The organism is Deltaproteobacteria bacterium HGW-Deltaproteobacteria-18 (assembly GCA_002841885.1).
GTDB lineage: Bacteria > Desulfobacterota > Desulfovibrionia > Desulfovibrionales > Desulfomicrobiaceae > Desulfomicrobium.
In genome coordinates this window covers 345101-359402 of the sequence record PHBE01000002.1, presented here as the reverse complement: position 1 = coordinate 359402, position 14302 = coordinate 345101, and the positions used below count along the sequence as shown (strand labels likewise).

At 56.0% G+C, this 14302-nt stretch carries 14 protein-coding genes; 12 read left to right on the top strand and 2 right to left on the bottom strand.

Annotated elements, in window-relative coordinates; all coding sequences use genetic code 11:
* Positions 1 to 40: 40 nt before the first annotated feature.
* A complete protein-coding gene (gene purT / locus CVU60_03055) occupies positions 41 to 1222 on the bottom strand; it encodes a phosphoribosylglycinamide formyltransferase 2 (GenBank protein PKN43349.1) in 1182 nt (393 codons plus the stop codon).
* Positions 1223 to 1367: 145 nt separating this feature from the next.
* On the opposite strand from purT, the gene CVU60_03050 reads away from it, so the two are divergent.
* The 3 genes from CVU60_03050 to CVU60_03040 all read left to right on the top strand — a co-directional run bounded on the left by CVU60_03050 (position 1368) and on the right by CVU60_03040 (position 3764).
* The gene (locus CVU60_03050; GenBank protein PKN43348.1) at positions 1368 to 1919 is read left to right on the top strand and encodes an amino acid-binding protein; all 552 of its coding nucleotides are present in this window, start codon (positions 1368 to 1370) and stop codon (positions 1917 to 1919) included.
* 10 nt (positions 1920 to 1929) lie between these two features.
* Positions 1930 to 3303, top strand: a complete 1374-nt coding sequence (locus tag CVU60_03045) for a hypothetical protein (GenBank protein ID PKN43347.1) — start codon at positions 1930 to 1932, stop codon at positions 3301 to 3303.
* A gap of 83 nt (positions 3304 to 3386) precedes the next feature.
* Positions 3387 to 3764 (top strand): hypothetical protein, encoded by a 378-nt coding sequence (locus CVU60_03040; protein PKN43346.1) that lies wholly within the window; start codon positions 3387 to 3389, stop codon positions 3762 to 3764.
* 64 nt (positions 3765 to 3828) lie between these two features.
* Here the strand turns inward: CVU60_03040 and CVU60_03035 are convergent, their stop codons facing one another.
* Positions 3829 to 4800 (bottom strand): calcium/sodium antiporter, encoded by a 972-nt coding sequence (locus CVU60_03035; protein PKN43345.1) that lies wholly within the window; start codon positions 4798 to 4800, stop codon positions 3829 to 3831.
* 326 nt (positions 4801 to 5126) lie between these two features.
* Between CVU60_03035 and CVU60_03030 the strand changes: the two genes are divergently transcribed.
* The 9 genes from CVU60_03030 (at position 5127) to CVU60_02990 (ending at position 14277) form a co-directional block, all read left to right on the top strand.
* Positions 5127 to 5927, top strand: coding sequence for a cytochrome C (locus CVU60_03030; protein ID PKN43344.1), 801 nt, complete (start codon positions 5127 to 5129; stop codon positions 5925 to 5927).
* 7 nt (positions 5928 to 5934) lie between these two features.
* Positions 5935 to 7131 carry an NADH:quinone oxidoreductase subunit RnfC gene (locus CVU60_03025; GenBank protein PKN43343.1) on the top strand — a complete coding sequence of 399 codons (1197 nt, stop codon included), beginning with the start codon at positions 5935 to 5937 and terminating at the stop codon, positions 7129 to 7131.
* A gap of 50 nt (positions 7132 to 7181) precedes the next feature.
* Positions 7182 to 8138, top strand: coding sequence for an electron transporter RnfD (locus CVU60_03020; GenBank protein ID PKN43342.1), 957 nt, complete (start codon positions 7182 to 7184; stop codon positions 8136 to 8138).
* A gap of 6 nt (positions 8139 to 8144) precedes the next feature.
* Complete coding sequence (locus CVU60_03015; protein PKN43341.1) at positions 8145 to 8726, top strand: electron transporter RnfG; 582 nt, start codon at positions 8145 to 8147, stop codon at positions 8724 to 8726.
* Positions 8727 to 8757: 31 nt separating this feature from the next.
* Entirely contained in the window at positions 8758 to 9477 is a 720-nt protein-coding gene (locus tag CVU60_03010) for an electron transport complex subunit RsxE (protein ID PKN43340.1), read from the top strand.
* 17 nt (positions 9478 to 9494) lie between these two features.
* Complete coding sequence (locus tag CVU60_03005) at positions 9495 to 10070, top strand: electron transport complex subunit RsxA (GenBank protein PKN43339.1); 576 nt, start codon at positions 9495 to 9497, stop codon at positions 10068 to 10070.
* 15 nt (positions 10071 to 10085) lie between these two features.
* Entirely contained in the window at positions 10086 to 10967 is an 882-nt protein-coding gene (locus tag CVU60_03000; GenBank protein ID PKN43338.1) for a ferredoxin, read from the top strand.
* A 27-nt stretch (positions 10968 to 10994) separates the two neighbouring features.
* The gene (locus tag CVU60_02995; protein PKN43337.1) at positions 10995 to 12008 is read left to right on the top strand and encodes an FAD:protein FMN transferase; all 1014 of its coding nucleotides are present in this window, start codon (positions 10995 to 10997) and stop codon (positions 12006 to 12008) included.
* 178 nt (positions 12009 to 12186) lie between these two features.
* Positions 12187 to 14277 carry a hypothetical protein gene (locus tag CVU60_02990; protein ID PKN43336.1) on the top strand — a complete coding sequence of 697 codons (2091 nt, stop codon included), beginning with the start codon at positions 12187 to 12189 and terminating at the stop codon, positions 14275 to 14277.
* The last annotated feature ends 25 nt before the right edge of the window (positions 14278 to 14302 follow it).

Here is a 14302-nt window from a genome sequence, read left to right as displayed (position 1 = left end):
CGCAGATGCAAAAAACTCTGTTGTGGTCATGTGCCATTGCCTAAAGCTGGATCGTCACTGCCGCCGCGGATTTTTTGGCCTTTTCCAAGGCTTTTTCCAGGTTTTCGTCACGGGCCAGGGCCACGCCCATGCGCCGCTTGCCGCTGACTTCGGGCTTTCCGAAAAGGCGTAAATCCGTATCCGGTTCGCTCAAGGCCGCTTCAAGGTTTCCAAACAGCACCTGTCTTGAATCGCCTTCCACCAGGATGACGCTGGAGGCAGCAGGGCCGTGCTGGCGGATGACCGGCACGGGCAGCCCGAGGATGGCACGGGCGTGCAGGGCGAATTCCGAGAGATCCTGGGAAATGAGCGTGACCAGTCCCGTATCGTGGGGGCGTGGAGAGACTTCGCTGAAATAGACGGTGTCGCCTTTGATGAACAGTTCCACGCCGAAGATCCCACGTCCGCCCAGAGCTTCGGTCACGGCCTCGGCCATGCGCCTGGCCTCGGCCAGGGCCGCCCCGCTCATGGGCTGCGGTTGCCAGGATTGCTGGTAGTCCCCATCTTTCTGGAAATGTCCTATGGGGGCGCAAAACGATGTGCCACCGACGTGACGCACGGTGAGAAGCGTGATTTCGTAGTCGAAGTCGACAAAGCCTTCGACGATGACCTTGCCCTTGCCGGTGCGGCCGCCTTCCTGGGCGTATTTCCAGGAACTCTCGGCATCGGCCGGGGTCTTGACCACTGATTGGCCCTTGCCCGAGGAGCTCATGATGGGCTTCACAACGCACGGGGTGCCTACGGTCCGGACCGCGTCCAGGTACTCTTCGTAGGTTTCGGCAAAGCGGTAGGGCGAGGTCGGAAGGCCCAGCTCTTCGGCCGCCAGTCGCCGAATGCCTTCACGGTTCATGGTCAGCTTCGCCGCACGGGCGGTGGGGATGACGGTGTAGCCTTCGGCTTCGAGTTCCACCAGGGTGTCGGTGGCGATGGCTTCGATTTCGGGGACGATGTAATCGGGTTTTTCATTCTCGATGATCCTGCGCAGAGCAGGGCCGTCCAGCATCGAGACAGTGTGGCTGCGATGCGCGACCTGCATGGCTGGCGCATTTTCATAGCGATCCACGGCGATGACTTCCACGCCGAGCCGCTGCAGTTCCATGACGACTTCCTTGCCCAATTCGCCGGAACCGAGCAGGAGCACTTTGGTCGATGACGGTGAGAGGGGGGTTCCTATTTGTGCCATTTTTTCCTCAGTGGGGTTGATGTATTAAGGTGCCAGCCACCTAGCCTATCTCTTTTTGTTTGACCAGAGCGGTGTGGGGATAAGTCTTGACGCATGCCCACGCCCCAAGCAATAGACCAGGACTTTCTCAAGATTTGGAGGATCAATGAATAAATTCGTGCTGTCGGTCATCGGCAAAGACAAGCCGGGCATCCTGGCAAAAATATCGACCATCCTTTTCACCCATGGCTGCAACATCGAAGATGTCAGCCAGACCATCCTGCAAACCGAGTTTGCATCCATCTTCATCGTTCTCAATCCGTCCGACCATCCGCTGGATGAAATCGGAAGCAGCCTGAACGCCGCCCTCGAGGACATGGAACTCAGCGCCCACCTGCGCCCCATGGCGGCGCTGGCATCGGTTCAGCCTGCTGCGACGCAGCCCTTTGTCATAACCACCAGAGGCGTGGACAAGCCCGGCACCATCGCCGCCGTGACCGGGGCCATCGCCTCGCTCGCCTGCAACGTGGTTCACTTCAGGGCCATCATCACCCAGGAAGACGGCGTCGATGAGATGATCATGATCTTCGAGGTCGATGTCCCCGCAGGAGTGGAGCATCGCCATCTGCGGCGGGTCATGCAGGAAACCTGCTCCCCCTTCGGCCTTGCCGTCTCGGTCCAGCACCGTGACATTTTTGAAACGATTCACAGAGTTTAGGAGACCAGGCATGCTCAACGACCGCGAGGTTCTTTCCACCCTGTCCATGATCAAGAACGAGAATCTGGACGTACGCACAGTCACTCTAGGCATCAGCCTGCTCGACTGCGCTTCCCACGACCTGTCCAGATTTACCGATACCATATATAATCGGATTACCACCCTGGCCAGGGATCTGGTCACCGTGTGCGACGAAGTTGGAGACCGTTACGGCATCCCTGTGGTCAACAAGCGCATTTCGGTCAGCCCCATCGCCGTGGCCGCCGCTCCCTTTGACAGCCGGGGCATGGTCGAAGTCGCCAGGACGCTCGATCAGGCCGCCAAAGACGTCAATGTCGATTTCATCGGCGGGTTCGGCGCACTCGTCGAAAAAGGGATGGCCAAGGGCGATCTGGCGCTCATCGATGCCATTCCCGAGGCTCTGGATGTGACCCACCGTATGTGTTCGTCCATCAACGTGGCTACAACTCGTGCCGGCATCAACATGGATGCAGTTGCCCTCATGGGGCGGACGATCAAGGCCGCCGCCGCGCGGACGGCCGACCGCGACGGCCTTGGCTGTGCCAAGCTCGTCGTCTTCGCAAACATCCCGGAGGACGTGCCGTTCATGGCCGGCGCCTACCTGGGCGTGGGCGAGGCCAGTTCCGTCATCAACGTCGGTGTCAGCGGACCAGGTGTTGTCAAGAAGGCCATCGACCGCGCCTTGCAGGACAATCCGGGGGCGCATCTGGGCGAGTTGGCGGACGTGATCAAGCGCACCGCCTACAAGGTCACCCGCGTGGGCGAGATCATCGGCCGCGAAGTGGCCCGCATCCTGGCCGTTGAGTTCGGCATCGTCGATCTGTCTCTGGCCCCGACCCCCAATGTTGGCGACAGCGTGGGCGAAATATTCCAGTCCCTGGGTCTGGGCGCCATCGGCGTGCCCGGGTCCACGGCAGCGCTGGCCATGCTCAACGACGCGGTCAAGAAAGGCGGCGCCTTTGCCAGTTCTCGCGTGGGCGGTTTGAGCGGCGCCTTCATCCCCGTCAGCGAGGATTTGAACATTGCGGCCGCAGCCTCAGCCGGGCATCTTTGCCTTGAAAAGCTGGAAGCCATGACAGCGGTGTGTTCCGTGGGCCTCGACATGGTGGCCTTGCCGGGCGATACCACGGCCGAAACCCTGTCCGCGATCATAGCCGACGAAATGGCCATCGGCATGATCAACAAGAAGACCACGGCGTGTCGCCTCATTCCCGTTCCCGGCAAAAAGGCGGGCGACCGGGTTCATTTCGGCGGCCTGCTTGGCGAGGCCGAAATCATGCCCGTGCGCAGCAACGGTGTTTCCGCAGGATTCATCAATCGTGGCGGAGGCATTCCGGCACCCTTGCAGGCCCTTATCAACTGATATTGAGCGTGACTCCTTTTTCGGCTATTTCCAGCTGATCGAGAAGGGCAGATTGAGCGGTGATTGCTGCTCGGGGAGGTACCATGGAATCAAAAGACGTATTTGGAAAGGATCGCTTGGCCGCAGGCCTTGCCGCCTGCACCATCCTGCTTCTTTTCGTCTTTTTTTACGCCCTGCACCAGAACGTGACCGGGCTTGGCAGGGAGATCGACGAACTCAAGTCACTGAACAGCGCCGTGCTGGAACTCGATGCCCGGCATGCCACGCTGGATAGCAAGGTGACTGAACTTGGCACGCTCCCGAGGCGGACATCCCTCATGACCATGGAGAACCAGGTCAAGGCCATGGCTCATGCCACCGAGGATCTGGACCAGCGCCTGGACGGGAAACATCGTGACAAGCTCGCGGCCATCCGCCTGATGTTGCAGGAGATAGGCGCGGATCTTCACGAAGCGAAGTGAACTTTGAAATATGACTGACAAGAGGCCCGCAAGCGAAAGCTTGCGGGCCTCTCTGCGTTGCTCATCAAGGGAACAGGGTCGCTTTGAGCAGAAAGGCTGTATAGCCGAAGTAGCAAGTCAGCAGGGCCACGCCTGCATAGCGGTTGATACGGCCGGGACGCTTGAATCTGAAACCGATGATGAAAAGGGACAGGGTCAGGGCAGTCATTACCGGCAGATCGCGCGAGATGACTTCCGGTTCGACATCCATGGGGCGGATGACCCCGGCAATGCCCACTACGGCCAGGGTGTTGAAAATATTGGATCCCAGGACATTGCCGAGGGCGATGTCGTGTTCCCCCTTGCGGCTGGCAATGATCGAGGACGCCAGTTCCGGCAGGGAGGTGCCAAGCGCTATGATGGTCAGGCCTATGACAAGATCACTCACGCCGAGGGCGTGGGCGATCTCCACCGCGCCCCACACCAGAAGGCGGGAGCTGGAGATGAGCAGCACAAGACCCGCGACCAGCCAGAAGTAGGCGCGGCCCAGCGGCATGCACTTTGCGCACAATTCCTCTCCCATCTCGTCGCCGAAGGCGTCGGGCTGGGTCTGCATGCCCTGACGCACGGTCCAGAACATGACCGCGGCAAAAAAAGCCAGCATGATCATCGCGTCAGCCCGGGAAATTGCCCCTTCATGGATGAGGTATGCCGTCACTGCGGTCATCGCGGTGAGCAAGGGCAGTTCCTTGCGCAGAACCTGGGAGTGAATCTCGATGGGTTTGAGCAGGGCTGTGAAACCGAGGATGAGTGCAATATTTGTTATGTTCGAACCAAAAGCGTTGCCCAAGGCTATGCCTGGAGTTCCGTTCAGGGCGGCCAGCGCGGAGACGACCATCTCCGGTGCTGAAGTCCCGAAGCCGACAACGATCATGCCGATGAGCAGCGGCGGCATGGAAAAATGTCGCGCGACACTGGCCGCGCCGTCGATGAAATGGTCCGCGCTCCAGACAAGTACGGCCAGCCCGAGGCAAAGGGCGAGAAAAGCGATAAACATATGGCACCGTATTCGCAAAAATTGGATCCGGCCACTTTAGTGCCCGGATGTTGGTTGGACGAGATGCACGCCGCCAGATGCGTGACAGCAGCCTTTAATCATGTCGAGAAAAAATGAAGAGGTCCAGACGTCATTTTCGACGACTTTAGCGATGCTCGGGGAACGGCGTATTTCGGGGATATTCTAAGCAAAACAGTTGAGTTTAAAAATCATTTCAGATTTATGTTTACAAAAAATCGATAATTGAATAGGCGTTCCGGTTAAGCAGGCTTTTTGGCGGGAAAAAGCTGCCTTGCGTTATTATTTTGTGGGAGATGGATGCTTGAGTGAAGCATCCTGTCTTTAGTTGCGTCAAACCGGAGCACAAGGACACTGTCTTGAAAAAACGTTACGTACCCATCACCATTGTCTGCGGTATGTTGGCGCTTCTGGCCCTCGGTGGTCAGTTTGCACCAGCCCCATCGGAAGAGCTGCCAGTTCGTCTTCGGTTGGACAACAAGGGCGGCGATGTAGTCTTCACCCATTCTCGTCACGTGCAGTATGTTGAAAAAGATGGCGGCGACTGTGCCAAGTGCCATCACGAGAGTGAAAACCCAGGTTTGACCCCACTGCCGTGTGGCTCATGTCATGCGACGGAATTTGATGCGAAGTTCTCCTCGGATCACCAGACCGCATTGCCGGAGGAGGCCTGTGCGCGTTGTCATCACGCCGAATTGGGCAAGCTTGCCTACAGCCATGCCGACCATGCTGAGCAGTACGCTTCGAGCTGCACCGACTGTCACCACGACACGGACATCGAGGCGGAACCGGGTGCGTGCAACCAGTGTCATGGCGACAAAGCCGATGGTGATACGCCCGCCCTGCGCGATGCCGTTCACGCCAAGTGCGAGAGCTGTCATGCCGAGATGTATGAGAAGAAATTGGAAGGTTGTAACGAATGTCACGAATTGCTTCCCGGCAAGACCGGAAGTCCGCAGCCGTCCTGCAATTCCTGCCATTTCGATACTGACGCCACGCCTTTACCCCTTCGCATGGACTCGTTTCATGATCAGTGCATGACGTGTCACGAAGAGGCTGGGAAAGGACCTTTTGGCGAAAAATCGTGTACCCGCTGTCATACCAGGTAAGACCATCATGATGAAATTACGCCTGAACACCTCGGTTGAGATCAAGGACACTCTGCAGGAAGTGCCGACCCCCTTGCGGGTTCGGATTCCCATTGAGAGTAAACACAAACCCGTTGTAAAGAAGAAGCAGATTTTGGGGCGCGGTCAGGTCATCGCGGAAAATCCCACCAAGGGTGCTTATGGAATCGGCTTTGTACATTCATCCATCGATGGTGTCGTTGAGGACATTCTGCCCGATGCCATCGTCATAGGACCTATCCCCGCCTCCAAGGAAGGGGAAGAGCCAGTGTCCCCCCCGCGACCGGAACTCTGCAACGAACTGGACTCGCTCGAAAACGAGGACCTGTGCCGCAAGATGCTGGAGTTGGGTGTGGATACGAGCAGGTTTCACTCGTCGCGAACCCTGATCATAAACGGCCTCAATCCCGAACCCGGGGTGCTGGTCAGCGAGCAGCTCATCAAGGATGCCCAGGATGTTCTGAAAGCAGGCCTGCAGGTTCTGGAGCGGGCCATCAAGCCCGGAGTCGTGAAACTGGTCGTTGCCAACGGCAAACAGCTCTCCCTTCACGGTTGCACCACCGTAAACGCCAGTGACGTCTATCCAGCCACGATCGATCCGCTTGTCGTGTACGCTGCTACCGGGGCTGAAAGACCCGACAATGTCGATGTCATTTCCATCTCGACCCTCTACAGGATCGGCCTTGTGGCCACGACCAAGTTACCTCTCATGGAGGCTGTCGTCAGTGTTGGCGAGAAGGTTTATCGAGTGCCCGCAGGCATGACGGTGCAGGACCTTCTCGATGTGACAGGAGTGGCGTACGGAATGGGCTGGAAGCTGGCCTTGAACGGCCCCATGCGCGGTGTTGCCTTGAGTGATCTTGGCGTAGGCATCGCACCGACCTGCACCGCCGTGACCCTGGTTCCGGATGGGCTCTATCCTCCGGTGCAGCCCAATCCCTGCATCAATTGCGGCGAGTGTGTTCTGGTCTGCCCAGCCCGGATTCATCCCGGAATGCTCTCCCGGTATGCCGAATTCAATATGTTTGAAAGTACTCAATCACAGCATGTCGGAGCCTGTTTTGAATGTGGCATGTGTACTTTCGTGTGTCCGGCCAGTCGTCCTGTGATGCAGTATCTGCTTCTTGCCAAGAAGCAGCTGGCAGCTCAGGACGAAGCAGTGTCTACATGCAGATTGCAGGACTGATGCTTCCCGCGTCGTTTCAATCAGTCATGAACAAGGAAGGATAAAAACACATGGCAAGCCAGGATATTTCAAAGAAAATGTATTCCGTAGCTTCGGCTCCGCTGTGGCATTGCGGATCAACACTACAAAAAAACATGCTCCATACGCTGCTGGCAATTTTGCCGGTGGTGGCGATGGCGGTGTACCGTTACGGTTACGATGCGGTGGTGGTCATGGCTTGGGCCGGGTTCACCGCCGTGGTCACGGAAGCTGTCGTGCAAAAGCTCATGAAGCAGGCGCCGACCTCTGATGATTTCAGCGCACTGGTGGATGGCCTGCTCTTTGCCTTCTTGCTTCCGGCCACAGCCCCTGCGTGGTTGGTCATCCTCGGGACCGCGTTCATGATCATCCTTGGGCGCATGGTTTTTGGCGGCTATGGCGGCAGTCCGATCTGCGCTCCCGCTCTGGGCTGGGCCGTGATGGCCATCTCCTGGCCGGATCTCGTTGACCTGAACGGGATGCTACTCAAGTGGGACCTCGTCGAACCATTGAGCGAACTCAAGTACTTCGGCCTTGACGCCATCTCCTCGATCACTCCCATGAGCCTTCTGCTGGGAGAGAATCTCGGGGCCCTGGGTGCATCCCAGACTCTGATGATCATCATCGGAGGAGCCTACCTTATGTCCAGGGGGCTGGTGCGTTGGTTCATTCCGGTGTCCTTCTTGGCCGGAGTGCTGGTGGCTGGTTTTGTTTACAATTTCATCGATCCCCAGCTTTACGCGTCTCCGATCTTTCACCTGCTTTCCGGAAGCACTCTGCTGGCGGCATTTTTCCTGATGCCTTATCCGTCTTCCTCCCCTACGTGGCGCTTGCCCATGTTGTTGTTTGGTTTTTTTGGCGGCGTGATGGTGATCATCATCCGTACGTATGGCATCTATCCAGATGGCGTCCCCTTTGCGATTCTGCTGGCAAATCTCTGCACGCCGCTTTTTGATCTTATCCAACCCAAGCCCTTCGGCGGGAGGTAGCACGGTATGATGGAAATTGTACGAATGGTGGTTGTGCTTTCCGCCATCACCGGTCTTGCGGGTTTCGTCCTGTCCGGGCTCAAGGTCTGGACTACTCCCATCATCGAGGAACAGGTTCTGACCAATGTCCAGGGCCCGGCTTTGAGGGAGATTTTCTTGCAGGGCGACAATGATCCCATTGCCGATCGCAAGAAATTGCCCATGCCGGGGAATGAAAACGAAACCATTATCGTCTTCCCCTCCCTGAAGGGTGGCAAATTACAGGCCGTTGCCATGGAAGCGGCCGGGAAAGGTTATGGCGGCGACGTGAACGTGATCGTTGGATTTGACGTTGCAGCGGATAATCTCGTCGGGATCAGCGTGACAACCCATAAGGAAACGCCGGGGCTTGGTTCGCGTATTCAGGAGCCAGCCTTTACAAAGCAGTTCAAGGCCAAGGATCCCGCAAAAGCCATGCTGAAAAAGGATGGTGGCGATATTGATGCTATTTCCGGCGCGACGTTTTCATCCATTGGCGCCGCTGACGCGGTGAAGCAGGCTGCAAGTTGGTATGCAGCCCTCAAGGATACGATCAAGACCACCTGGTAACCGGCGGTTAATCATCCCAAGGAGATTTTTCATGGCCAGTTTGATGAAAGAATTCACCAAAGGACTCTGGAATGAACTTCCACCGTTCCGCCTGGTGCTGGGCCTCTGTCCTGTCCTTGCAGTGACGACCACTGCCAATAACGGGTTGGGCATGGGGGCTGCGGTTATTTTTGTCCTTTCGCTTTCAAACGTCATCATTTCGCTTGTGCGAAATATTATTCCTAAGAAAGTCCGCATTGTTTGCTTCATTGCCATCGCGGCATCTCTGGTCGTCACTGTTGAAATGCTTATGCAGGCATTCGCCTATCCGCTTTATCAGCAGTTGGGCATCTTTGTTCCTCTTATTGTCGTAAACTGCATCATTCTCGGTCGCGCCGAGGCTTTTGCAGCAAAAAATCCTCCTCTCCTCGCTTTGGCTGACGGGCTTGGCATGGGGATTGGCTTCACGCTGTCACTCACTTTTCTTGGTAGTCTTCGTGAAATTTTCGGTTCGGGCACATTGTTCGGCATGTCGCTTTTCGGACCGGATTTTCAGCCCTTCACGTTCATGGTTCAAGCTCCGGGCGCTTTCGTTTGCCTCGGGCTGATTCTGGCCGGAATGAATCATCTCAATGTTTGGCAGGCCAAGCGCAAAGGCGTTGAACTGGATCCCAATTTTGATGCTGGTTGTTCCGGGTGCGCTGCCTGCAAGGGCCTGGAAAAAATCGTCAACCAAAAAAAGCTGGAACGGCTTGAAGCAGCCAAGGGCTAAAATAGGGAGCGACGGCTATGGATACTTTTCTGCTTTTCATCTCGGCTATTTTCGTAAACAACATCGTATTGGCACAATACCTGGGTAACTGTCCTTATCTCGGTTGTTCCAAAGAGAAGAGCGTCTCCATCGGAATGGGTGCTGCGGTCATTTTTGTGACCATAATGGCAACGCTGTTTACTTTTTTGATCCAGAAATATGTTCTGCATCCGTTCAATATGGGATATCTGCAGACCATTGTCTTCATTTTAGTTATTGCAGCTCTTGTTCAGTTTGTCGAAATGTTTCTCAAGAAAATGGTTCCACCTTTGTACAAAGCTCTGGGTATATTCCTGCCTCTCATCACTACCAACTGCGCGGTTTTGGGTGTCGCCATCCTGGTGCAGCGTAAAGAATATGATTTAGTAACCTCAATACTCTATGCCGTTGCGGCTGGAGCAGGCTTCATGCTCGCTCTTGTCTTGCTGGCGGGTATTCGCGAGCGTTTCGAGGTCACGCGCATTCCTCGGGCAATGCGTGGGGTTCCCATCGGTCTGGTCATGGCCGGGCTCATGTCGCTGGCATTCATGGCGTTCAAGGGTATGATAGCCTAAGGTGGAGATTTCTTTATGATTACTGTATCCGTTTTGACACTTTTCAGCTTGGGGTTCGCGTCGGCTGGTATTTTGGCCATTGCGTCAAAAGTGTTGTACGTCGAAGAGGACCCGCGCATCGAGGTTGTCACTGAGGCTCTGCCCGGCGCCAACTGTGGCGGTTGCGGATTCGCAGGTTGCGAAGCTTACGCTGCCGCGGTCATCAATGACCCTGACATGCCACCCAACAAGTGTTGCGCCGGTGGTCCCGATGTGTCCACGAAGGTGGCGGAACTCACTGGCAAGGCTGCAGGTGATTCCGATCCCGAGGTTGCTTTCCGGCGCTGCATCAAAGTCGAAGGCAATGTCGCCAAGAAGTTTAATTACTTTGGCATAGAGAGTTGTGCCGCCGCGAAGCTTGTCCAGGATGGCCCTGACGCCTGCAAGTATTCCTGTCTCGGTTTTGGGGACTGCGTTCGTGCATGCCCCTTTGACGCAATGTGGATCGAGAATGATCTGGTCCATATCGCTCCGGATAAATGCACCAGTTGCGGCTCTTGCGTGCGGACCTGCCCCAACTCGATTCTCGAACTCATTCCCAGGCGCGCACGAGTGATGGTTTTCTGTTCATCCCAGGACAAGGGCAAGGCCGTTAAGGATGTTTGTGAAGTCGGTTGTGTCAGCTGCGGTGCTTGTATCAAGAAATGTCCGGCCCAGTGCATTTCCTTGGTTGATGAGCGCATCTTCATCAATCACAAGGCTTGCTTGGCCTACGGACCATCGTGCGAGGAAGTGTGTGTGGAAAAATGTCCTCGTAACATCTTGCGCTGCCTTAATCCCGAGTTGATGTCGGCTGCGCCCGACACCGAGCCCGCGCGTTATCCTGAAGAATCACATGTCGCGGACCTGAACGCCTAACCCACGCCACAGAATCGGAGCATAACAATGAAGCATGGGACCCACACTCAAGACCGCCGTGATTTTCTGAAAAAACTGGCTGTGCTCGCCGGAGGAGCAGCCCTGGCTCCTGCATTGCGCGTGATTCCTGCCATGGCAGCCGGCGGGCTGGTTACAACCACCGAAAAGCGCATGCTAATGGGCACCATTGTCGGCTTGACCGTCATGACGCCGAGCAAGAATCAGGGGCAGGAAGCCATCGGGCGCGCCTTCGAAGAAATGAACCGTTTGATCGGCATTTTGAGCCGATTTGATTCAAATACCGCCTTGTCCGCCCTTAATGTTGACGGACGCCTTTCAGGTTCTCCGCAGGAACTCTTGGATGTCATGGCACACGGTCGCACGTTGCACAGCCAATCCGGGGGACGTTTCGACATGACTGTTGCACCTGTAGTCAACCTCATGGAACGAACCAAGGGGCGACCTGACGCGCAGGAACTTCAAGAGGCATTGAAACTGGTTGATTCGAATCAGTTGCGGCAGACCGGATCGAATTTGAAGTTCTCCACTTCCGGAATGGGCGCGACTCTTGATGGAATCGCCAAAGGATACATAGCTGACAGTGCGGCGGAAATGCTGAAGTCGGTCGGTGCGAACCATTTTATGGTTGATGCCGGAGGAGATATCCGAGTCCAGGGTTCGCCCAAGGGCGACGGACGTCCGTGGCGCATTGCCATCGAAGATCCAGACAAGCAGGGTGATTATCCTGCCGTCATCGAAATGCGTTCCGGTGCGGTGGCCACTTCCGGCGGATATGAAGTCTACTATGATTCTTCCCGCAAATCGACTCACCTGATCAATCCCGAGACGGGCGCCTCCCCGCAGTATATCAGGAGCGTAAGCGTTCAGGCTCCCACGGTCATGCAGGCTGACGGCCTGGCCACCGCGCTCAGTCTCATGTCCCCCCGTGAAGCTTTGCGACTGACGTCTTCCATGCCGGGTCACTCCTGCCTGTTGGTGACCTCCACGGGCGCGCGCCTTACTTCTCCCGAGTGGAGCTAGCATCCCGGATTATTGTGTTTGACGAGTGGAAAAGCCGGCCAAAAGCCGGCTTTTCCTTTTTATAATCAAGCCCGGATTCTATCCCGCCTGCTCTTCCTACATATTTACTCCCTTTATTCCGTTGAGTTTTGTGCCTATGGTGTTTGTGAGCGACCCGCTTTCGTCGTGAGCCGCGATCATGGCAACTCATCGCTTGAACAATTTGCAAGGGGAAGTCTTGATGAATATTCGTATTTGGTTTGTGCGAGTTCTGTTGGGTTTGATTCTGCTTTGCGGGGTTCTTGCAGGAATACTGCTGCTGACGGTGGATCCCAATGATTTCAAGCCTCAGATCATAAAAGCAGTGCGTGACAACACCGGACGCGAATTGCTCATCTCCGGGGATCTGGGTCTCAAATTCTTTCCCTACCTGTCGGTATCCATCAGTGATCTCGAACTTGGGAATAGTCAGGGGTTCAGCGGACCCTTCATGACTCTGAGCGGGGCACACTTGAAGGCTCGCCTGCTGCCGCTTCTTGCTTCCAGGCTAGAGGTCCTGGCCATAGATATTGATGGGCTGTCCCTGTTTCTTTCGCGCGATGAAAACGGGCGGGGCAACTGGATGGATCTTGCCACCCCCGAATCGGCCGAAACCAGCGCTCCAGGCGCTCCCGTTTTGGCCAGGGATAAGCGCGTACCGGTATTGGCGAGCCTCATTGTTGACGGACTTCAAATATCCGATGCTCGGATTGTTTGGGATGATCAGTCAAGTGGAGAGAGTTTTGAAGTCAGCGGAATCCGTCTAGATGTTTCGGATTTTGCTTTTGGCGAACCGTTTGTGGTGGATACCCATGCCATGGCTCGCCGCAATGAGATCACCGGAGAACTTGATTTCACCGCCAGTGCGATTCTGGAACTTGACCAGCTCATTGCCGAGAATCTGGTCATGAAGGCAGTTTTGTCCGGGACCAGCCTGCCAAAAAGCCCCGAAATCATATCGTTTTCGGCGGATTATTTCTCCACGGACGGCCGGATCGACAACGCTCGCATGCAGGGACTGGGACTTGATGTCGGTTTTTCAGCGCAGCCTTCCAGTGGCGGTGGGAGCGCTGGTGGTCTCGATGTGGCGAGTTTCAACCCCAAGGAAGCCTTTGCTCGTCTTGGAATTTCCCTTCCGAGTTTTACGGACCCCGCCGCCCTGGAAGAGGCTGCATTTTCGTGCAAGTGGACAGCTGGTGGTGGGCTTTTCGAGGCCACGGACTTGAGACTTGTGCTGGACCGACAATCGCTCAAGGGCCGTGTATCAGTCCAAAGTCGCCAAGATCAGCTCGTCGATCTTGATCTGCATATCGACACACTCAATCTGGACCGCTACCGCATCCACTCCGAGGACGCAGCCAGAGAGGTTTCTTCCAAATCTTCGGAAGAAAGGATCGCTTTGCCTGTAACGATGATGCGTAAACTGAATCTGAGTGCCGCATTGGCGGTGGATTCATTAACTGTAAGCAATCTGAGTGCATCAAGCGCGCGCATTCTCCTGACAGCCAAGGACGGGCTGTTTGACATGCCGCAGATCGAATCCAGCCTCTATGACGGTAGCTTGAAGGGTTCGGGCGCCCTGGATGTGCGCCGACAGACTCCGGCTTATTTTTGGTCGCATTCCATCACCGGCCTGCAGATCGGGCCATTGCTGCGTGACCTGCATGGTAAGGAAAGTCTTTCGGGCTCTATGGAGAGCACCGCCGATCTCGAAACGACCGGGCATACGACGCTGGATTTGCGGCGCAATCTGAAGGGCAAAGTGGATTTCAAGGTCTCCGATGGTGCCTTGAGCGGAGTGAATGTCTCGCAACTGCTGCGCGATGGAATTCGCAAGGTCAAAGGTCTGCCTCCAGGACCGCAGGAACCCCCGCGTACGGTTTTTTCCGTTCTTTCAGCCAGCGGGAACATCATCAGGGGTGTTGAGACGACATCCGATCTTTTCCTGCTCGCACCACGATTTCGTGTCACCGGCAACGGACAGACGGATCTGGTTCGAGAGGTACTGGATTTCAGACTTCTCATCGAACTTGCGGGCAGCGAGGGTAACTTTGACGAAGGTTCGCTGGGCTTGAAAAGCGTCCCGGTGCGGATCAGCGGCCCAGTTCGCCAGCCGACCATCAGTCCTGATATGGAAAAGGTCCTGCGTGATTTGGGTTTGCGTGGCGGTCAGGCAGTGCAGGAAGTCATAAAAGGCGTCGGGTCGGGCCTGAACAAGGGGGTGGAGGGCCTCAAGAACCTCTTCAAATGACATCCTTTCCCGTATGCAAAAAAAG